The sequence below is a fragment of the Cellvibrio sp. OA-2007 genome (assembly GCF_000953825.1).
Classification (GTDB): Bacteria; Pseudomonadota; Gammaproteobacteria; order Pseudomonadales; family Cellvibrionaceae; genus Cellvibrio.
Map to the genome: position 1 here is coordinate 128,777 of NZ_BBUL01000089.1, position 21,120 is coordinate 149,896.

The 21,120-nt window shown below is 48.2% G+C and carries 16 protein-coding genes; 12 read left to right on the forward strand and 4 right to left on the reverse strand.

The genetic code is table 11. From position 1 onward, the window contains the following. Positions 1-159 precede the first annotated feature (159 nt). Entirely contained in the window at positions 160-1,680 is a 1,521-nt protein-coding gene (locus AWU77_RS10505; RefSeq protein ID WP_062062998.1) for a UxaA family hydrolase, read from the reverse strand. Between the two features lie 776 nt (positions 1,681-2,456). Between AWU77_RS10505 and AWU77_RS10510 the strand changes: the two genes are divergently transcribed. From AWU77_RS10510 to gshA, 8 genes are all read left to right on the forward strand, one after another. Beyond that, positions 2,457-3,848, forward strand: coding sequence for a glycoside hydrolase family 28 protein (locus tag AWU77_RS10510; protein ID WP_062063002.1), 1,392 nt, complete (start codon positions 2,457-2,459; stop codon positions 3,846-3,848). Positions 3,849-4,150: 302 nt separating this feature from the next. After that, positions 4,151-6,988 (forward strand): TonB-dependent receptor, encoded by a 2,838-nt coding sequence (locus tag AWU77_RS10515; protein WP_062063010.1) that lies wholly within the window; start codon positions 4,151-4,153, stop codon positions 6,986-6,988. A 117-nt stretch (positions 6,989-7,105) separates the two neighbouring features. Continuing rightward, entirely contained in the window at positions 7,106-9,607 is a 2,502-nt protein-coding gene (locus tag AWU77_RS10520) for a glycoside hydrolase family 88 protein (protein ID WP_062063014.1), read from the forward strand. 138 nt (positions 9,608-9,745) lie between these two features. Next, on the forward strand, positions 9,746-10,585 hold the full coding sequence (kduI, locus tag AWU77_RS10525; protein ID WP_062063020.1) for a 5-dehydro-4-deoxy-D-glucuronate isomerase: 840 nt from the start codon (positions 9,746-9,748) through the stop codon (positions 10,583-10,585). Positions 10,586-10,687: 102 nt separating this feature from the next. Continuing rightward, positions 10,688-11,482: a gluconate 5-dehydrogenase gene (locus AWU77_RS10530; RefSeq protein WP_062063028.1), complete on the forward strand. Its 795-nt coding sequence runs from the start codon at positions 10,688-10,690 to the stop codon at positions 11,480-11,482. Positions 11,483-11,803: 321 nt separating this feature from the next. Continuing rightward, complete coding sequence (locus AWU77_RS10535; RefSeq protein ID WP_062063034.1) at positions 11,804-13,999, forward strand: sugar-binding protein; 2,196 nt, start codon at positions 11,804-11,806, stop codon at positions 13,997-13,999. 160 nt (positions 14,000-14,159) lie between these two features. Continuing rightward, a complete protein-coding gene (locus AWU77_RS10540) occupies positions 14,160-14,489 on the forward strand; it encodes a hypothetical protein (protein WP_062063041.1) in 330 nt (109 codons plus the stop codon). A gap of 79 nt (positions 14,490-14,568) precedes the next feature. Next, positions 14,569-16,194: a glutamate--cysteine ligase gene (gene gshA, locus AWU77_RS10545; RefSeq protein ID WP_238582378.1), complete on the forward strand. Its 1,626-nt coding sequence runs from the start codon at positions 14,569-14,571 to the stop codon at positions 16,192-16,194. A gap of 73 nt (positions 16,195-16,267) precedes the next feature. Here the strand turns inward: gshA and AWU77_RS10550 are convergent, their stop codons facing one another. Next, positions 16,268-16,828 carry a flagellar basal body-associated FliL family protein gene (locus AWU77_RS10550; protein WP_062063047.1) on the reverse strand — a complete coding sequence of 187 codons (561 nt, stop codon included), beginning with the start codon at positions 16,826-16,828 and terminating at the stop codon, positions 16,268-16,270. 241 nt (positions 16,829-17,069) lie between these two features. Here AWU77_RS10550 and AWU77_RS10555 point away from each other — a divergent pair, with 241 nt between their 5' ends. Together AWU77_RS10555 and AWU77_RS10560 are read left to right on the forward strand one after the other, a co-directional pair. Beyond that, on the forward strand, positions 17,070-17,567 hold the full coding sequence (locus AWU77_RS10555) for a disulfide bond formation protein B (protein ID WP_062063052.1): 498 nt from the start codon (positions 17,070-17,072) through the stop codon (positions 17,565-17,567). A 133-nt stretch (positions 17,568-17,700) separates the two neighbouring features. Then, the gene (locus tag AWU77_RS10560; RefSeq protein WP_062063056.1) at positions 17,701-18,165 is read left to right on the forward strand and encodes an Rsd/AlgQ family anti-sigma factor; all 465 of its coding nucleotides are present in this window, start codon (positions 17,701-17,703) and stop codon (positions 18,163-18,165) included. 81 nt (positions 18,166-18,246) lie between these two features. Here AWU77_RS10560 and AWU77_RS10565 read toward each other — a convergent pair whose 3' ends face one another. Continuing rightward, entirely contained in the window at positions 18,247-18,987 is a 741-nt protein-coding gene (locus AWU77_RS10565; RefSeq protein WP_062063060.1) for an FKBP-type peptidyl-prolyl cis-trans isomerase, read from the reverse strand. Between the two features lie 456 nt (positions 18,988-19,443). Between AWU77_RS10565 and AWU77_RS10570 the strand changes: the two genes are divergently transcribed. Together AWU77_RS10570 and AWU77_RS10575 are read left to right on the forward strand one after the other, a co-directional pair. Next, positions 19,444-20,214, forward strand: a complete 771-nt coding sequence (locus AWU77_RS10570) for a hypothetical protein (RefSeq protein WP_062063063.1) — start codon at positions 19,444-19,446, stop codon at positions 20,212-20,214. Positions 20,215-20,357: 143 nt separating this feature from the next. Then, entirely contained in the window at positions 20,358-20,588 is a 231-nt protein-coding gene (locus AWU77_RS10575; protein WP_062063067.1) for a DUF2789 domain-containing protein, read from the forward strand. On the opposite strand, the gene AWU77_RS10580 is transcribed toward AWU77_RS10575, so the two are convergent. Continuing rightward, entirely contained in the window at positions 20,577-21,086 is a 510-nt protein-coding gene (locus AWU77_RS10580; protein WP_084618278.1) for a TIGR02444 family protein, read from the reverse strand. The genes AWU77_RS10575 and AWU77_RS10580 overlap by 12 nt on opposite strands. Positions 21,087-21,120: the final 34 nt, after the last annotated feature.

Below are 21,120 nucleotides of genomic sequence, written 5' to 3' on the forward strand. Positions count from 1 at the left end.
TGTGACGTTTGGAGCAACCGTAATTTGCTTTCTAGTAGATACCAACTTTTTATACTGTTGGTTTTTTTGTCGAGCCAATTTTTTTAATTGATCTCGTATTGTTTTTTATTCATTTAATAACGTGTGGCTTATGGACTCCATGACGCGGAGAGACTGAAGTTAAACTACCGCACCAATTTTCCACGGGATAAATTCATTATCGCCGTAGCCGAGCAATTCACTTTTGGTTTTTTTGCCTGATGCTACCGCGAGAATTTCTTCAAAAATCTCCTGACCGGATTCTTCCAAACTGATTTCACCATCAGAAACCTTACCGCAGTTTAAATCCATATCCTCTTGCATATGGCTATAGATTTTACTGTTGGTCGCCAATTTAATACTCGGCGCTGGTTTGCAACCAAAGGCCGAACCGCGCCCAGTGGTAAAGCATAGAACCTGCGCGCCCGAGGCAACTTGACCCGTGGCAGATACCGGGTCGTAACCAGGGCTATCCATAAACACAAAACCTTTGGTGGTAATGTCTTCACCGTAGAGAAAAACATCGGTCAAATTGGTTGAGCCGCTTTTGGCTTGCGCGCCGAGAGATTTTTCAATAATGGTGGTAAGCCCACCCGCTTTGTTGCCGGGCGATGGATTGTTGTTTAATTCAAAATCATTGCGCGCAGTGTAGTCTTCCCACCAGGTGATGCGATCCAATAATTTTTGCGCGATTTCCGGCGATTGCGCGCGACGCGTCAACAAATGCTCAGCACCAAAAATTTCCGGTGTCTCGGACAAAATCACCGTACCGCCGTGGCGCACCAGAATATCGCCCGCAATACCCAGCGCGGGATTAGCGGTGATGCCAGAGAGCGCATCGGAACCGCCGCACTGCAAACCAATAATCAATTCACTCGCTGGCACGGTTTCGCGCTGGCATTGATTCACCAGCGGCAACATAGCACGCAGGGTTTCGATGCCTTTTTCAATCGCAAGGCGCGTGCCGCCGACATCCTGAATGGTATAGGCGGTGAAGGTTTTGGAGTCGGCTAGACCGCACTCTTGCATCACACGCTGGATCTGCATGGTTTCGCAGCCGAGGCCGACCATCATCACCCCGCCAAAATTCGGGTGGCGCGCGTAGCCATTAAAGGTGCGACGCAATGTCTCGTAGCCGTCGCCATCGGAGCGCATACCGCAACCGCTGTCGTGGGCCATGGCGACCACACCATCAATATTTGGGAATTGTTCCAGCTCGCCGGAATAGGTGAAATGCTGGGCAATCGCCTTGGCAACAGTCGCAGAGCAATTCACTGTAGTGAGAATGCCCACATAATTGCGCGTGCCCACTTTGCCATTAATCCGCTTATAGCCTTGAAAGGTAGCGCGCTGATCGGCAGGGACAAATTCAGTGGGCCTGGCCTCTTCACAAAAGCCGTAATCCTTTTCCAATTCGCCCATTACACAGTTGTGCACATGAACATGCTCACCGGCGGGAATATCCTGACTGGCAAATCCGATCGTCTGACCGTACTTAAGTATGGCTTCGCCTTTGACGATATCGCGCAAGGCGACTTTGTGCATAGCAGGTATGTCACGCAGGAGAGTGACATCTTTTTCTGCAAACAAAACACCAGCGGGTAGTGACACCTTACAAATTCCAACGTTATCACTGTCCTGCAAAACAATAATGCTGCTCACGCTGATCTCTCTCTCGATTCGTTAACCGACTGATAAATTTATGCCGCCACTACACGTTTATTAGAGTGTAGTCCGCTACGCCAATTACTCCTCATAGAAGTAATCATTTCGGCGCATTTCTCCACCTCTAAAAACCGCCCCGAAAAAAAAGGCGCCTTGCGGCGCCTCAAAATCGGCAATGGTATTCGGTCAATACCGGGATCAAATCTACCCCTGAAAATGCGGGTCAGCAACAGGCCAAAACCCACCCAAAAGGCCAATGTAACCGTTTTCATTTGTGTTATGAGGCAGACCTAGCCTGTTACACAAAATACGCCCTCTGCATAAGTGATAAAAAATCCAATATTCTTATAAAAATAGGACACACATCTTTTTCATAAAAACGAATATTTTTAAATTAATTTCTATCGATACAGCAGTGCAAACGTTTACAAATCAATGATTGATTTAATGTAAACGTTTGCATGCTGTAAATTGGGAAAAAAATACTCAAATTTGATTTTTGGTAGCGATTTTTTTGGCCATGGGTTGATTTTATTCAACATGACACCCAGAATGATTTTCATGCGATATGAGGATGAGTATCTTCCACTGTGCAGGGGTGAGAGTTGCGTAGTGACAAGCCGCCCACACCAAGACCCAAGTGCGCACCCCAAGATCAAACGATTGAAAAACCATATCAATAGCAGCCAATACGAGAGCAACTACCGGTGACAGATTTTTGCCTATCTCATCCAAGCCGCCGCGCCTTTATTACTCACTCGCTCAGCAGTGTGATGAGCTGCTGTGCACTGGGCGCACTCGCAGGCTGTACCAGCACCACCGCTACATCACCTACTCTAGCAACTGACACCTGGCTTGCCGCAGAAAAAATTCGCCAGCAGGTAACGCCACCGCAATTTGCTGATCGCACCTTTGATATTCGCGACTTTGGCGCCAAAGCCAATAGCCAACAGGACAACACCAAAGCAGTTGCCGCCGCTATAGAGGCTTGCCATAAGGCAGGCGGGGGCAAAGTGTTGGTTACGCAAGGCAAATACCTCTGCGGTGCCATTCACCTAATGTCCAATGTGAATCTACATATCACCAAAGACGCAACTATCGCCTTCAGTACCGACCCCAATTCCTATTTGCCAGCGGTATTCACTCGCTGGGAGGGCATGGAGATGATGGGCTACTCGCCACTTATCTATGCTTATGGCCAAACCAATATCGCCATTACCGGTGAAGGCACAGTGGATGGCCAAGCCAACCGCACCACCTGGTGGCCGTGGAAAGGCAGCAATTTCAGTACGGTTGATTGGGGTATTGCAGGTGTCCCGACCCAAACCGAAGCGCGAAATAAGCTGATGCAAGACATGGAAAACAATGTGCCAGTTGCCGAGCGCATTTATGCCGATGGCTCTTATTTGCGCCCGGTATTTATCCAACCGTATCTGTGTACCAACGTATTAATTGAAGGCATCACCATTACCAATGCGCCATTCTGGCTGATGAATCCAGTGCGCTGCGAAAACGTCACCATTGATGCAGTGACCTTTGCCAGCCTAGGCCCTAACTCTGATGGCTGCGACCCTGAGTCTTGCAAAAATGTGGTGATCAAAAACTGTTTATTTGATACGGGCGACGATTGCATCGCCATTAAATCCGGCCGCAATGCCGATGGCCGCCGCTTGAATATACCCTCAGAAAATATCTTGATCAGCAATTGCAAAATGCGCAATGGCCACGGCGGCGTGGTGATTGGCAGTGAAATTTCTGGCGGCGTGCGCAATGTGTTTGTTGAAAATTGCGCTATGAGCAGCCCTGAGCTGGAGCGAGGCATTCGCGTTAAAACCAATTCAGTACGCGGCGGCCTGATTGAAAATATTTTTGTGCGCGATGTCACCATCGGCGAAGTGCAAACTGCCATCGTTATCGACTTTGATTATGAAGAAGGCGATGCCGGAAAATTTACTCCAACGGTGCGCAATATCGATATCCGCAACCTCACCTGCCAAAACGCCAAGCAGGTGTTTCAAGTGCGCGGCTACCAACGCTCACCGATTCAAAACTTGCACCTCACTAACTGTCACTTTAAAGAGGCAGCCAAAATTGGTGTGCTGGAGCAATTAGATAATTTTTCTGCCTCCAACGTAACCATTAAAGGTGTTGAATTGAGTGTTTGATGCAAGGTAATTCCTTACATCAAATACAGCGATATTTTTTCATTAATACAGCAAATTGAAATAAAAAGTTTTATGTGGCGGCTAAATCATGCGGTCAACATGACAGCAGCCATAAATCAACTAAGCTCAAAAAGTTGATTTGTACCAGTTACAAATGACAGCAGGTTAGTCGCCAACATCAGGCGAAAAACCTGTGATATTTGTTAAAACGTGTTTGTCACCGCCGCGCAGTAATTGCGGTGAATAGCACCGGCTCCGTTAGCTCGAATGTAATCAAACAAAATAAAAGATGGGGAATAGCTATGAGAATGTTTAGACTCAATCCACTCGTATTAGCCATGGCAGCCTGCACACTGCCAATGAGTGTTTATGCACAAGACACACAAGATTCAGGTGATGGCACTGTAGAAGAAGTGATTGTCACCGGTAGCTTCCGCGATAGTTTGGCGAATGCTATGAACATCAAAAAGAACTCATCCGGTTTTGTTGATGCAATTGTCGCATCAGATATTGCCGAATTCCCGGATAACAACTTGGCAGAATCCCTGCAACGTATTCCAGGTGTTGCAATTCAACGCTCAGGCGGTGAAGGACGCGGGATTACCGTTCGCGGTTTAGGCCCTGCATTTACTACCGTTCGCCTGAATGGCATGGAAACCATGTCCACTACTGGTGGCACCGACTCAGGTGTAGGTAACAACCGTGGTCGCGGTTTTGACTTCAACACTTTCTCATCAGATTTGTTTAGCTCTTTGACCGTCCATAAAACCAACTCTGCAGAAATTCAAGAGGGCTCACTCGGCGCGACTGTTGATTTAAAAGCCGCTCAGCCATTTGATTACGATGGTTTTGTGTTTACCGCTTCGGGACAATTAGGCTACAACGATCTTTCAGAAGAAACTGATCCTGGTGCATCATTTTTAATCAGCAACACTTTTGGCGATGGCATATTCGGCGCACTTTTATCTGTCGCAGTAACTGAGCGCAGCGTAAAGGATGAAGGTTACAGTACAGTTCGCTGGAGCAACCAAGTATCAAACCGCTTCAAAACAGTAAAAGGTCAAACGGCAGGATCGAATGGCTCAGCAGGTTACGCTCAAGGCGTTACCCCTACCAATCCAAATGATTTTGATCTAGTAAATGGTTTGTGTTTAGACGCCGACAAAAATCCGGCGACAGCTTGCGTTTGGAATCAGCCCACGATTCAGGATCCGAGCCGTCCCTTTGCACCGCGTATCCCGCGTTATGATTCATATCAACACACTATGGAACGCACCGGCGCCAGCTTATCCTTACAATTCAGACCAACAGATTCAACTGAAATTAGTTTGGACGGATTATTTGCCAAGTTCGATGCGACACGTAACGAAGTTTTCTTACAAGGCTCACTTAATCCTGGTACCAACCTAACTACAGGCAATGTGCTGGATTACGAAATCAGAGACAATACGTTGATCTATGCCAACATGAGCGGCATTCGTCTTATTTCAGAAAATCGCTACGATGAAATGAGCACCGATTTTTCGCAGGGCACATTGACACTGAAGCAAGACTTTTCAGATTCTTTCCGCTTAAAAGCCATGTACGGCCAAACAAAATCTGATTTTGAAAACCCCATTCAAAACACGCTGATGATGCAGGCCGAAAATCAAAATTTCGCTTACGATTATCGTAACCGGAACAAACCAGTGTTAACTTTCGGTGAGGGCGCATATGCTGCCGCCTCATGGAAAGCTGGTGCCGTACGTCAGCGCCCACAAGGCACACTGAATGAAAGCGAAGCCATAACCGTAGCTTTTGAATATGATCTTAGTGATAACTTCAAATTAAAGTTTGGCGCTGACAGTAAAGATTTCGATTTCTCCACCTATCAATTTTTGCTGGGTAGTGGTGAAGGCGCAAATGGTGTTGTACTCGCGTCGAATCCTGCCTTTATTCAAGAATATGATTCAGGCCTCGGTGAGGATCGCCCATGGTTAATTCCGAATCGCGGATTAATTATGGACGAATACAACTTCTTCGATGCGGCGATGGTGCCAAATTACGGCAACACTTACGAAGTCAGCGAAGAAACCCTGGGCGCTTATGTCCAATTGGATTTCAATTTTGAATTGGGTTCAATTCCAGTACGTGGTGATATTGGTGTACGTGATTTTGAAACCGATCAAACTTCTAGCGGCTGGCTTAACGGCAACTTGGCATCGCGTGAATATCTCACCTTTGAGCATTCTTATTCAGACACTTTGCCATCATTCAACTTAGCCATCGAACCGGTAAGCGATTTCTTTATTAAAGCAAGTTATTCCGAAGGCATCTCCAGAGCTGCGCCAGGCTCAATCGTACCGACCACTACAGTAGCGGCGACAGGTACAACACGTACAATTTCTACCGGAAATCCAAAACTGGAGCCAACCAAAGCAAAAAGTTATGACTTGGGTGCGGAATGGTATTTCTCGGAAGAAGGCTTACTCGCCATCACTTTATTCAAGAAAGAAATTGCTAGTTTTGTATCCAATTCAAGAAGCAGTGTGATCTATACTGACACTGGCTTGCCGATTCAAGCCGCAATCAACGCTTGTGCCGGCGCAGGTCAACCCGTAACGAGCTGTAATCAAAACGTAGATTGGACTGTTACTGTTCCTGCCAACACACCCGGCGGAGACTTGGATGGTTATGAAATCAGTTATCAGCAACCGTTCACTTTCCTGCCTGGCGCATTTAGTAATTTTGGTGCGATCCTTTCCTACACCAGTGTGGAATCTGATATCGACTACTTAAGCATCACCGGCGAATATGTGAAAACCAGACCATTAGTAGGTTTGTCTGATGAAACCTCATCGGCTACGCTTTACTACGAAACCGAAACTTTTGGCGGCCGCGTTTCGGTAGTTGAACGCAGTGGTTATATCACTGCTGCTGTCGGTACAGAAGGTAGTCCGGAAAATGGTACTAATGGCACTGTAAACGTAGACGCGGCTTTCAGTTATAACCTTAACGATAATGTTAAGTTCACCTTCGAAGCTCTTAACCTAACTGATGAAGTAGATGATCAATGGGTTGGCTCAGAAGATAATCAACGCTTGTCGTACTATCACAATACCGGAATTCAATACAATCTCGGTGTTCAATATAAATACTAATAGGTATTTGATTGTCATTTTGTAATAAGTGAGTGAGACAAAAAGGGATGCCAGCTTGCTGGCATCCCTATTTGATTATTAGTGTGCGAAATTTTGAAGCGACAAGAGGTAATACGCGTGAGTCTATTGTTTAACAGCAAAGTAATTTATGGCGGGATTTTTCTGGCAACACTAAGCGGTTGCTCGCCAGACAAAACCAATGAACAAACAACCACTGCTACGCCACCTGTTGCGCAATCAACCGCAATTAATTACCAGCTGGCAACTGCAGAAATCACCAATGCCAATGATTTTGCATTGCAGCAAGAGGCAATTTATTTTCCGTTTTATGATTTAGGCATTACAGCTGAAGCTGTTAAAAATTTAAATGTATTGGCCGATGGTGTCGCACAAGCATCACAATCTGTCGATAGCGACGGCGACGGCACGCTCGATGGCCTGTTGTTAGCCGCGGATTTTAACCCTGCTGAAATTAAATCTTTTACTATCTCCAGCGATCCAACCATTGCTAAACCTGCACTGAAAAAACAAACCCAGGCAGAAATTTCTGTTAAAGAAGGCGGCGAGTGGAAGGGCAAAGAATATGTGGGCGGCACATTTAAAAATGTGCAAAGTGTAACGCCGCCACCGCAATACACCGATCACTCATTTTGGATTCGCTATGAAGGCCCGGGCATAGAGTCCGATAAAGTGGCATATCGTGTCTATCTCGACTGGCGCAACGGTTTTGATATTTTTGGTAAAAAAACCAAGGATATGGTTTTACAAAATGTCGGTTTGGATGGCTACGACTCCTATCACTTGAACTCTGATTGGGGTGTAGATGTTTTAAAAGTGGGCAAATCACTCGGTATGGGTGGTTTTGGTTTCTGGAATGGCAAAAGCGTTGATTTGGTTTCGCTGGTCGATACCCGCGATGCAATCATCACCAATAACGGTGATATTTATTCCGGCTTCAAAATTAATTACAACGGCTGGCAAATTAACAACCAAAAAGTGGATCTTGCTGCGCACTTTACCATGAACGCAGGTAGCCGTTTGGTTAATGTCCAACTAAAAGCGAGTCAACAATTGCCAAACCTTGCGATAGGTCTGGTCAAACACCAAGGCACAACACTGCTTGAGGGGAACCAGAATGTCAGTGGTTACGCATGGACTTATGTAGCAAGCTGGGGCAAACAAAGTTTAAGTGGTGAAGATGATCATTTGGGCATGGCCGTTATTTTCCGCCGCGATGATCGCGCCGAACAAACCACCGATGAAAACTCGTATGTTTCGGTAATGAAAGATAAGGGTGGCGAACTGGAATATTATTTCCTTGCTGCCTGGGAGCATGAATTAGATGGGATCAAAACCGAAGCAGATTTTAAAGCCTATCTCGATCGCGAAGTGGAGCGTTTAACTAAAACTCCGCGTGTGCGTTTTGAATCTACACTCAGCGCCAATGCCAAGAAAAATCCGCTTGATGCGGATACCGCTTTAGCCTGGGCAAAAAAATTAGCTGATTCAGAATTAGAGCGCAAAACTCTGAATTACCACTATCAAGGTTGGGACGAGTACCGCAAGCGCCCCGGCAAATTTGAGTACGATGTAGTGGGCATGCAAATAGCCGCACTGCAGGAATTAAATGCCGTCAGCCCCAACCCTGCTTACACCAAGGCACTCGAAACGGTCACCGGAAGCTATATTCGCGACGACGGTCATATCCACACCTTTGAACCGGATTTATTCAGTATCGATTTAACCAAACCAGGACAAATGGTTATTCTATTGGAGCAACAAACTGGTGCAGAAAAATATCGCAAAGCAGTGGATTTTTTGCGCGAGAATTTGAAACGCCATCCACGCACTAGCGGCGGTGCATTTTGGCATCGCGCCACATACCCGAACCAGCTTTGGCTCGATGGTGTCTATATGGGCATTCCGTTCCTTGCTCAATACGCATCCATTTATGAAACAGGCGAACAGCAACACGCCAGCTTCAAAGAAGCGGTACACGAATTTGTTATCGCCCGCGAACAACTGCGCGATCCGGAAACCGGCCTGTATTACCATGCATGGGATGAATCTAAACAAGCGCCTTGGGCACATAACGAACATGGGCGCGCGTCGCAATTCTGGTCGCGCGGCATAGGTTGGTATGCAATGGCCTTAGTCGATGTACTGGATTTTATTCCCGAATCAGAAACTGAATTGCGCAAAACATTAATTGATAACACTCAGGAATTAGCCGCGGATATTTTGCGTTATCAAGATGAAGCGACCGGCACATGGTGGCAGATCATGAATAAACCGGGCGCGATTGCGAATTACCGCGAATCGACCGCCAGTGCTATGTTTACTTATTTTTATACTAAAGCCGTTAACAAAGGTTATCTGCCTGAGCCCTATCGCGAAGTTGCGATGAAAAGTTACCAAGGTATGATTAACGAATTTGTCACTGTACATGCTGATGGAAAAATCAGCATGAATGATCAGTGTCTGGTTGCCGGTTTAGGTTTTGGCCGCGACGGCAGCTACGATTACTACATGACGGAACGCATTGTTTCCAACGATGCCAAAGGCAATACCCCGTTTATTTTAGCGGGTGTCGAAATGTATAAATTACTCAAACAATAACAATGGTTCGCAGCGTCAGCTTGATAGAAAACAGCCGCTGCCGAACTATTATTTAGCGGGAACATAACGCTAACAACCGGTTAGTTATCCACCCTAAAGCCCATAACTCATGGGCTAGTAGACACAAAAGGTTTTATTATGAAAGTTCTTGAAGAGCGTTTTGCCGTCCATCTTGACGACTACAAACATTACGATACCGAAAAACTGCGCAAACATTTTTTAGTGGAAAGCATTTTTGTTGCCGATGAGGTGCAATTCACTTACACCCATTATGAGCGTTTGATGGTGGGCGGCGTTATGCCGGTCAATAAAGCCGTGCAACTGGTCACTTACGATCAACTCAAAATGGAATTCTTTTTGGATCGCCGCGAGTTGGGTGCCATTAATATTGGTGGCAGTGGCAAAGTATCGGTTGATGGCCAAGTCTATGAAATCGGCACCAAAGAGGCGCTCTACATTGGGCGCGGCGCCAAAGAGGTTTTTTTCAGCAGCGATGATGCCGCAAACCCCGCCAAATTTTATTTGAACTCCACACCAGCGCACACCACACATCCAACCAAAAAGGTGAACAAAGAAAACAGCAAAGTACTGCACATGGGTGCAGGCGATACCTGTAACGAGCGCGATATTTATCAGCTGATGATTAGCACTGTACTAGATACTTGCCAATTACAAATGGGCATGACCGAATTAAAACCCGGTAGCATTTGGAACACCATGCCAATGCACACTCACAGCCGCCGTATGGAAGCCTATTTTTATTTCAACATTCCAGACACTCACGCTGTATGTCACTTTATGGGGCCAGCGGAAGAAACTCGCCACATTTGGGTTGGCAATGAACAAGCGGTAGTTTCTCCACCTTGGTCAATGCACTCAGGTGTCGGCACTGCGAACTACACCTTTATTTGGGGTATGGCCGGTGAAAATATGGATTACACCGATATGGACTTCCATAAACCAAGCGAATTGAAATAATTTCTGTTCTGTCATACCCGCGTGCGGGTATCCATTGATAGCGTTTCAAAATCTGGATCCCCGCTGGGATGACGAACCCTTACTAAATTGAGAGAGAAAAACATGAATCATCCACTCTTTGATTTAACCGGAAAAGTTGCACTCGTCACCGGCGCAACCCACGGCCTTGGTATGGCTATGGCAAGCGGCCTCGCCAGTGCTGGCGCCACCTTAATTATCAACGGCAATTCATCGCAAGAAAAAATCGACAACGCAGTCAGTGAATATCGCGCAAAAGGCTTTAACGCTTTTGGTTACAAATTTAACGTAACCGATGAAACGCAAGTGATCGCTGCCGTTGATCAAATCGAAGCCGACCACGGTCCGATTGATATTCTGGTGAACAATGCCGGCATCATCAAACGCACGCCCTTATTGGAAATGACACTGGAAGATTTTGAAGAAGTGATCAAAATCGATTTGACCGGTGTCTTTACTATGACTCGCCCTATCGCACGCAAAATGGTTGAGCGCCGCCAGGGCAAAATTATTAATATCTGCTCCATGATGAGTGAACTTGGCCGCAATTCAGTAGGCGCTTATGCCGCTGCAAAAGGCGGCTTAAAAATGCTGACCAAAAACATGGCGACCGAGTGGGCCAAGTACAATGTGCAGGTTAACGGCATTGGCCCGGGCTATTTCGCTACTAGCCAAACTGAACCCATTCGTGTTGACGGCCATCCCTTCAACGATTTTATTATCAACCGCACTCCCGCCGGAAAATGGGGCGATCCGGACGACCTCCAAGGCGCAACCATTTTCCTCGCCTCCAAAGCAAGTGATTTTGTCACCGGTCAAATCGTTTATGTTGATGGCGGGATTCTGGCAACCATTGGCAAACCGAGTAATGAAGCCTAACCAATTTAAATAAGATTCATGCGTAACCCCACACTAACAATGTGGGGTTTTGTTTTTTTGGATCAGCAAATAATGATACCTATTGATAAAAACTGATATAAAAACAAACAAAATGATTGAATTTGCTGTGAAAAAAATCCAATCATAAATAATCAAATAATTTGCACGACATTTACATAAACATATTTCAATTAATTGACCTGCTACTATTTTTTATTTTCATTGTGCACCGATAATCCAGCGCGCATGTATGCCATGCACTTGCCATTATCGGACACCGGCTTGTCCGTTCACTTCATTTATTTTTTTATCGAGGGAACAATGAAAATTTCAACAATAGTCAATCGGCAATCCGCAGCGATTACGGCGCTGGGTTTGCTGGTACTTCAGTCCTCTTCAAGTTATGCCGCACGTTGCGAATATATTATTCAGACCGAATGGAACACCGGTTTTGTCGCTGCAGTGCGCATTACCAATGACACTAACACCGCGATTAATGGATGGTCAGTGAATTGGAATTACACCGATGGCTCGCGCCGCACCGGCGGCTGGAATGCCAACTTCTCTGGCAGCAATCCTTACACAGCCACCGGCGTAGGCTGGAATGACCGGATTAACCCGGGGCAATCAATCGAGTTTGGCTTGCAGGGAAACAAAGGTGTTGCAAACAGCCCCGCGCAACGTCCAGGCTTAGGTGGCGCTACCTGTGCCAATTTGCCAACCAGCATGAGCAGCTCATCCAAAAGCTCCGCCAGTAGTTCATCGCTACCACCACTGAGTAGCTCATCTCTGCCGCCATCCAGCAGATCATCGAGCAGCCTTTCAAGCCACTCAATTGTTTCAGTCAGTTCATCGAGTATTTATTGGCCCCCATCCAGCTCGAGCATGTCGAGCACATCCAGTTCGCTCGGCCCCAATACCTTGCCAGTCGCCGATCTGCAGGTGACCACTACCGCATCAACTGTCTATGTCGATGGCCGTAATTCTACGGATGCAGACGGGAATCCGCTGACTTACAGCATTGATTTTGGCGACGGCAAAACGATTAATTATCCGCATGCGTGGCACACCTATTTGGTGCCCGGCGACTACACCATCACCCTGAAAGTGTCAGATGGCCGCGATGTGGTGAGTACCAGCCAAGTGATCAACGCCCAGTCAACAACGGGCAATCAGCCCCCAATTGCCATGCTCACCGCACCGCGCGAGTATTCGTCGATTATTGCGCATGCCACTGCATCGTTTGACCCAGAGGGAATTCCCCTGACCTATGAGTGGGATTTTGGCGATGGCGCCTTTATGGGCTCCGCCCGCGCCAGCATTAGGGATTGCGCACCGGGTGAAACCACTTACCGCTCCCGCACAGTGACACTCACCGTGGGTGATGGTGAACTCAAGGATACTCGCCAAATTCAGGCTGGCGGCACCTGCGGTTATGTATTTGATGTGTTGCCTACACCGAAATTCACTTATCGCGTTGAAGGCAATCGAGTATTTGTTGATGGCCGCGATTCATTGGGCGCTACTGGATTGTCGTGGAATTTTGGCGATTCCAGCCCAAGCGCAACAGGTGTGCTGGCGTCTCATGTTTATGCGGCCAGCGGCACCTATAACATCGAACTGAATGTGAGTGGCCCGAGTTTGTTTAGCAATCGGCTTACTCAGGCAGTAGTGGTCGATTTTGCCTCGAGCAGCCAATCCTCCCGCAGCCTTAGTAGCTCCAGCGTGCCACCCTCATCATCATCTTCACGCTCGTCCACATCAAGCCTCGGCTTGCCATCCTCCAGCTCGGTGCGCTCAAGTTCATCGTCGCTAATTCCCTCATCCAGCTCAGCCAGCAGTACCAGCAGCAACCGCAATCACTACGATGCCCATCGTGCAGTTACTGCACCGGTGATCGACGGGATTGCCGATGCCGTGTGGGAAGCTGCAACTTGGGCGCCGATTGATGTGTTTTGGCTGGGCACCCAACCCAATCCAACTGCGCAGGATTACTCCGGCCGCTACAAAGCGCTGTGGGATCAGGATTATTTGTACCTTTTGTTCGATATCACCGACGACCGTATTTTTGATGGCACACGCAATGCGCTGGATCGCTATTGGGAAGACGACACGGTAGAGCTGTTTATCGATGAAAATAAAAACGGTGGTCAGCACAGCTACAACACCAGCGCATGGGCATATCACCTCAGCACTTACGGCGATGTAGTGGACTACACCACCTCGGGACCGAAGCTGTTAAATGACCATATCGACATGCGTTTGGTTAGTCTAGGCGATAAACATGTATGGGAAATGCGTGTGCGCATTTACGGCGAAGACTATGCCGATTGGAAAACCAATGCGCCGCTCAAACTAGCCGCTGGCAAACTCATGGGCTTTTCGGCAGCTTACATCGACAATGATGGCAGTTCGCAGCGGGAAAGCATGATGGGTTCGGTCGATACCCAAGGCCACAAAAACAATCAGGGCTATTTAGATGCGAGTGTATTTGGCTCCATGAGACTGGTTGAATAACGCCTCAACCTGCACCAGCCGCCCGGAATTCGGGCGGCATTTTTCCAATTCTGCCCTGCATTATTCCCCCGCTCAGATCCTCCTGCCCCCTTGAAGTTAAGTGCCATCACCCCCACATCCGCGCCTAGACTATGTTAGGCAATCAGGAACTGATCGGGTTATGAGCGAACTTTTTATCCTGCAAAACCAAGACAAACTTTTTCTCGGCCGCCAAAACAATTGGCTGGATGGGCGCGATCTGGCGGCGCTGTTCAAAACTGCGCACAAAGACGAAGCTATCAATCAGATGGTGGAGGCCAGCTCTAAAGATTATCGGCAGCGCATTAAGGTGATTAGCTGCAGCGCCAATGAGAAAGGCCTGCCGCTGATCGACCCGGACATCATGCCCGAGCCACTGCCCAAAGCCGGCAAAGATTTGTTTGAAACACTGGAGCAGGGCGCGGCAGCGGATGAATCTACTATCGCCGCCCCCCGAGCTGACTTGCCATAAAGCCTGCGCAGGCTATATTTTCTGACTATTGTCGCCCTTGCGGCCTACCTGATTGCTCTTGCAGCTAAAGGAACCTTAAGTGTCTGTACCCCAAGGCTCGCGCCAACACCTGAATAGCGAGTTGCTCGCTACCTTTGCCGAACCGGCGAACAATGCCAGCCTGCGCGGAATTTTACGCGGCCTGGAAAAGGAAAGCCTTCGAGTAACGCCAGAGGGTACGCTGGCGCAGACCGATCACCCCCACTCGCTCGGCTCGGCGCTTACCCACCCGCATATCACCACCGACTACAGCGAAGCGCTGCTCGAATTTATTACCGAGCCGTTTGCCGATGTCGAGCCACTGCTGGAGCAACTCGATAACATCCATCGGTTCACCTACCAACAACTGGCCAGCAACCGCGAGCGGCTCTGGCCGGCGAGCATGCCCTGCATTCTCGGCAGCGACGCCGACATTCCAGTAGCGCGCTACGGCAATTCCAACAGCGGCCAGATGAAAACCGTATACCGCATTGGGCTTGGCCATCGCTATGGTCGCTCGATGCAGACCATCGCGGGGATTCATTACAACTTCAGCCTGCCCGATGATTTTTGGCAGGTGCTGCAAACCCAATCCGGCAACCAACAGAGTCTGCAGGATTTCAAAACCGAGCGCTATTTTGGTTTGATCCGCAATTTCCGCCGCAACTTTTGGCTGCTGATTTATTTGTTTGGTGCGTCACCGGCGGTGTGCTCCAGCTTTGTTAAGCAGCGGGAACACAAATTACAGCCGTTCCCTGCGGCCGAAAAAACCCTGTATCTACCTTATGCTACATCGCTGCGCATGGGCGATTTGGGCTATCAAAGTGATGCACAGCAAACCCTGGTGGTGAATTACAACAATCTCGGTGATTATTTAAAAACCCTGTGCGGCGCCATCACCCAAAGCCATCCGGCTTATGCGCAAATCGGGGTAAAAGATAGCGCGGGACATTACCAACAACTCAACACCAGCTTGCTGCAAATCGAAAACGAGTTTTATTCCAGTATCCGCCCCAAACGCACCACCGGGCGCGGCGAAACCGCACTGCAAGGTCTGCGCTTACGCGGCGTGGAATATGTTGAAGTGCGCTGCGTAGATTTAAACCCATACGAACCACTGGGTATTAGCATTGAGCAAATGCAGGTGATGGATGCGTTTTTACTCTACTGCTTATTAAGCGACAGCCCGGCAACAGATGAACGTGAGTTTCATCAAGTCCAGGAAAACCAGGCGCGTATTGTCAGCAATGGGCGCGACCCGGCACTGGAATTGCTGCGCGGTGATCAGAGTCTCTGCATGCGCACCTGGGCAGAGGAAATTCTGCACGGCAGTAGCGCCTGTGCCGAACTACTCGATCAAGCCAAAGGGGGCGATGCCTACCGCCAGGCAGTCACGCGGCAATTCGCCAAAATCGATAATGCAGACCTAACCCCATCAGCCCGTGTGTTGCGCGATATGACTGAGGCACAGCAGAGTTTTTACGCGCACACTCTCGCCCAAGCAGAACAGCATCGCGCCTATTTTGCGACGCGGCCGCTTGGCGATGAAAAGCTGGCTGAATTTGCCCAGATGAGCGAGCGCTCACTGCAAAGCCAAACGAGCCTGGAAGATGCACAACAAATCAGTTTTGACGAGTATTTGGACAACTACTACGCCCAGTATCGCGGCTGTAGTTGTGAATCGTAATGCGGAGATCTAGCGGCAAATAAGTGGGGTTCGAGTTAAACCAGTCGCCACAATTATGGCGACTGGCAGCAGATTATTTTTGCACCACAAAATTATTAAAATACAAATCCGATGCGGGACCTTTAACGGGTTTGATATCAGCAATTGAAGGCACCGCTGGTGCGGCCTCCGCATGATGTTCCGGCTGTTTCGCATCCTCATGTGTTGGTTTGGCACCCACATTCTTTTCATTTGCGCCGTGTTTTGCATCATGCTCAGCAACATCATGCCCTTCTACCTTAAGCAGCGCCTTATTAATTTCGGCCAGCGCATAGACACGCAAATATTCCTTACCTTCTACCGAGTTGATCGCCTCTTCAGTTTGCGCACTCAGAATACTCACCAAGCGATCGCGGATTAGCGGCAAATGATGGGTGACTTCAATGGCATCTTCTCCGGTTTCAGTGCGAATCGAGATCTCGGCCTTAATAAAGCGCGCCTTACCCGGCCCGCCGTAATTCACCACTAGGGCAGGCTCCAGCGGAATATAATTTACCCCCTCCGCCACTTTGGGCCCACTGCCACCGCTCGCCAGTACCGACGATGCCAGGGTCAAACCTAATGCTGCCACACAATATTTCACTAACAGATTCATACCCGCTCCACAGCTCTGAACTTGCGCCCTATTTTGCGCTCCAACTGACGCGATAATCGCGCTCGCTTCAAAGCATAGACTATTCCCTCCAGTCTACGCAGTGGTTTTGCCATACACCCATAAGCAGCCGCTTAGGAAAAGCTAGCCCTGCTATGTGCTAATTGCTTACCATAAGCTCAACCAATAATAAGTTCAGCCATACCTACAAAACTAAAACACTATCCACTTTTAAGGATTTACTATGATCCCCAGTGTTCGCCCAACCAACTTCCTCATCTTTATTACCTGTACATTGATGATACTCGCCGCTGCCTACATGGAGCACGTCATGAAAATGATCCCTTGCTCACTTTGCATCACCCAGCGCGGTTTTGTCGTTCTCACAGGTCTTTTGGCACTCGCTGCTGCGCTGCACAACCCAGGCATCACCGGGCGCCGCACCTACGCAGTATTGGGAATTGCCAGTGCGATCCTCGGCGCGTGTTTTGCAGGTCGCCAACTTTGGCTACAAAGTTTGCCCGCCGATCAGGTGCCCGCATGCGGCCCCGGCCTCGCCTATATGTTTGAGGTTTTTCCGTTTATGGAAGCGCTAAAACTGCTGTTACAAGGCGATGGCAACTGTGCCCATGTGGATAAGATTCTCGGCCTGAGCCTCGCCGCCTGGACATTTATGGCCTTTATCGGCTTGGCTGGCGCGAATTTATACCAACTGATTCGCAAGCAGAGCAAACTGGCCTAGATATCTTGCCCTCACAGAAAAGATGGCCTATTGTGGCAAACTCAAACCAATTATGGTTTGTTTGCATCTTCCTGAAGCCAGCATGCGGCCTCATTAAAAACAAACTACGTCGAACAACCCATAGGATTACCTGATGTTAGAAAATTGCAAAAGTGCCAAAGAACGCTGGGGCGGTGTGAGTGAAATTATTGATCGCTGGCTTGAAGAGCGTCAGGCAATGCTGGTGCAATACTGCGCACTCAGTGAAAGGGAGCAAAAATTAAGTGATCTGCAGCGCGGTGAAAAACTGCGTAGCTTTTGCCAAATTCTGGTGGACTATGTGTCAGCGGGTCACTTTGAAGTTTACGATCAATTGATCAAAGAAGGGCGCGAGTTTGATGACGCAGAAGCCCTGCAAGAAGCCAGCAAACTCTACGACACCATCGATACCACCACTGAACGCCTATTGGATTTCAACGATAAGTATCTTGAAACTGACGATATCACCTCACTCACTGCCGATTTATCGCAATTAGGCGAGACACTTGAAGTGCGTTTTAGCGCTGAAGACCGCTTGATCTCGGTATTGCATACCTCGCACAAAGATCTGGTAAGTTAAGTACTGATTTACCAAATCGCAGCCATAAAAAAACCCGCTCGCAAGCGGGTTTTTTTATAGTTTATAAGCCGGTATTCAGGCTTATTTCGCTTCTGGAGCTGCTTCAGCCGCTTTGATTTCCAACAATTCAACTTCGAAAATCAAGGTAGATGAAGGAGGGATTGGGCCCTGACCGCCAGCGCCGTATGCCAATTCTGATGGGATTACGATTTCCCACTTGGAACCTTGTGGCATCAATTGCAGAGCTTCAGTCCAACCTGGGATTACACCGTCCAGTGGGAAAGTAGCTGGCTGGCCGCTTTTGATAGAGCTGTCGAATTCAGTACCGTCGATCAACTTACCTACATAGTTAACAGTCACTGTGTCTGTCGCTTTTGGCTTGGCGCCTTTACCTTCGGTAATTACTTTGTATTGCAGGCCGCTTTCAGTGGTCATTACACCTTCTTTAGCCTTGTTTTCTTCGAGGAATTTTTTGCCTTCAGCAATGTTAGCTTCGCTCTTTGCCTTTTGCTCTTCTTCTTGTTTAGCCATCGCTTTTTGCTGAACTTCTTGCATGATCTTTTGCATATCTTCTTCACTGATACGCGACTCTTTACCGTCACGCACATCGGTCAGTGCCAATGCCAATGAATCAGGCTCAATCGCCAAGCCACCATTTTGCAGGTTCTTGCCCAGATTTTGACCAATGATGTAGTTTGCTTTTTGCTCCAGAGTCGTCAGCTTGGCGCTGTCATCAACTGGTTTTGCTTCTTCTTTATTGCAGCCAATCAAGCCCGCAGTAGCAGCCATCAGGCCAACAACCAATAAACGTTTGTTAAACATAATGCACCTTATTAGTAATCATTGATTTGTAATCATTGTCTGTGTGAAGCAAGCCTGTCGCTCACCTGATCCTAGCCGACACCTTATACTGCGGCGCCAAAGCAGGCGGCAATGGTATACCAACTCCAGCCAAATGTGCGCGTTTTTAGCGACCACCTAAGTTAAACAGTCGGGCAAAGTGTGTGCTGCGCCCCATTTACTGCAAGGTATCTGGATCTACCGCTAGCAGAACCGTGTCTGACTTCGAGCTTTTAACAAAGTTCAAGCTCGCCAGTCACCGCGACCACGTAAGATTGCAAGCGCAAGTAATAAGTCATTGCAAAAGATACGCGACTATCGCATTGGGAGGCATACACTTTTTACTGGCGCAGGGCTACAATTCGCCCGAATTGCACTCGCAAATTACCGTTTTTTAAATGACACATTCCCAACGCTTTTTTCACACAGGTATTTTTTATGGCCGCCGCTAAAACTCCAAAAAATTCTATTGCTGTCTCCCAAGATGCAATCGGGCAACTGGAACAAGAAATTGCCAAGCTCAGTGCCGCGCTGGATAAAGCTCGCGCACAAGAACTCGCAGCCGCCGAAAAAGCGGTTATCACCGGGAAAAAAGCGTTGCAGAGCGCAAAGAAAAAAGTTGCTGATCTGACCGCAAAAGAAAACAAAACGCCCGCCGCAAAAGCGCGCTTAAGCCAAGCCAAAAAAGATCTTGCTGAACAGTCAAAAGTTGTAGCCGGCGCACAAGCGACCTTGGATGACTTAAAGTCAGCGCAGGCATCACACAAAGAAGTGGCTCAAGAACTCGCAAAGCAAATAAAGGGCAAGACTAAAAAAGTAAAAGCCACTAAAGCAGTAGCGACCAAAAAACCAAGCGGCAAAATTAAAACTGCCGCAAAAACAGAAGAGGCTCAACCAGCTGTTGCTGCGGAGCAACCGACAGCCAAAAAACCAGCCGCAAAAAAAGCCGCAACTAAAACTGCGACCGCTAAAAAAGCACCGGCAAAAAAAGCACCTACAAAAAAACTAGCGGTTACACCAGCGACTGCAACAACAGCTGAAGCAGCACCCGCAGTAGAAACACCTGTGGCAGACATACCTGCAGCTGAGCCAGTGATTATTGCTGCACCGTCGGCAGTAGAAGTAGCACCCGCCATTGAACCCAGCGCAGAGTCATCACCAGCAACAACTACACTGCCATTTGATGATGATCAGGGCGCATTAAATTAATGCTGTGAAAAGCTGTCGCAAAGTTACAAATAAAGGGCGCATCGGCGCCCTTTTTTAATAACAAAAGGATCAATCAGATCCGCACAATCTCCTTCATACTTAGGTAAAGCCGCACCAATGCAATACCAGAGGAGACCATTATCATGTATACATCTACCACTGCCATGCCCCAGCTATTTGAACAATTGGGGTTAAAATCCAGCAACTTGGCGATAGCGCGTTTTATCAAACTTCACCCTTTAGCGGAAAATGTCACGCTGCAATCGGCAACATTTTGGAACCCGTCCCAGCGCCAATTTATTAACGATAGTTTGCAACAAGATTCCGATTGGGCCGAAGTAGTCGATCAGCTAGATGCGCTGTTACACCACTGATGCAAACAATTGTAATAACCGCGCAATAGCCGCTTCGGTTACATTGAGTTGCAGTAAATAAAGACGCAGATTGTCACCCGCGACCGGTGGCGATGCACTATCTGCAGCTCCGTCACTCCATGTTTGCACTTCCGCTTCCAGCCAGATTTGTAATTGTTTTTCCGCCAGCAATTCCGCTTGTTTAATTTGGCTGCGCAGCGCTTCAATGCCTGCATCGGCGCTGCCAAATTCCACCTTCATGCGCCGCCGCAAGTGGCGCAGTGGAATCACGTAATGTTCATCCCAGGCATGAATACGTTTTTGCGCTTTGCGCAGACGCACTTTATCCAATACCAGACCGCGTCGCTCCAACCAGACACACCAGAGCAACAGATTGACGTTGACGCCATGGCCATCCTGCAACTGCAAACAGGCATCGGCCACACCGGGGCGCGCGTAGTAGTCGAGGGAAAAATTCCAGAGGCTGGAGCAGTCATCGGAAGAGGCAGAAGGCATCATAAAATCCGCTAGCAGAGGGTTGGGGCAAGTCTGC

Coding starts and splice junctions, on each gene's coding strand:
- AWU77_RS10550 (WP_062063047.1), bottom strand. CDS start 16,828: ATGAATCTGTTAGTGAAATATTGTGTGGCAGCATTAGGTTTGACCCTG.
- AWU77_RS10535 (WP_062063034.1), top strand. CDS start 11,804: ATGAAAATTTCAACAATAGTCAATCGGCAATCCGCAGCGATTACGGCG.
- kduI (WP_062063020.1), top strand. CDS start 9,746: ATGAAAGTTCTTGAAGAGCGTTTTGCCGTCCATCTTGACGACTACAAA.
- AWU77_RS10565 (WP_062063060.1), bottom strand. CDS start 18,987: ATGTTTAACAAACGTTTATTGGTTGTTGGCCTGATGGCTGCTACTGCG.
- AWU77_RS10580 (WP_084618278.1), bottom strand. CDS start 21,086: ATGATGCCTTCTGCCTCTTCCGATGACTGCTCCAGCCTCTGGAATTTT.
- AWU77_RS10575 (WP_062063067.1), top strand. CDS start 20,358: ATGTATACATCTACCACTGCCATGCCCCAGCTATTTGAACAATTGGGG.
- AWU77_RS10530 (WP_062063028.1), top strand. CDS start 10,688: ATGAATCATCCACTCTTTGATTTAACCGGAAAAGTTGCACTCGTCACC.
- AWU77_RS10555 (WP_062063052.1), top strand. CDS start 17,070: ATGATCCCCAGTGTTCGCCCAACCAACTTCCTCATCTTTATTACCTGT.
- AWU77_RS10560 (WP_062063056.1), top strand. CDS start 17,701: ATGTTAGAAAATTGCAAAAGTGCCAAAGAACGCTGGGGCGGTGTGAGT.
- AWU77_RS10515 (WP_062063010.1), top strand. CDS start 4,151: ATGAGAATGTTTAGACTCAATCCACTCGTATTAGCCATGGCAGCCTGC.
- AWU77_RS10540 (WP_062063041.1), top strand. CDS start 14,160: ATGAGCGAACTTTTTATCCTGCAAAACCAAGACAAACTTTTTCTCGGC.
- AWU77_RS10510 (WP_062063002.1), top strand. CDS start 2,457: ATGAGCTGCTGTGCACTGGGCGCACTCGCAGGCTGTACCAGCACCACC.
- AWU77_RS10570 (WP_062063063.1), top strand. CDS start 19,444: ATGGCCGCCGCTAAAACTCCAAAAAATTCTATTGCTGTCTCCCAAGAT.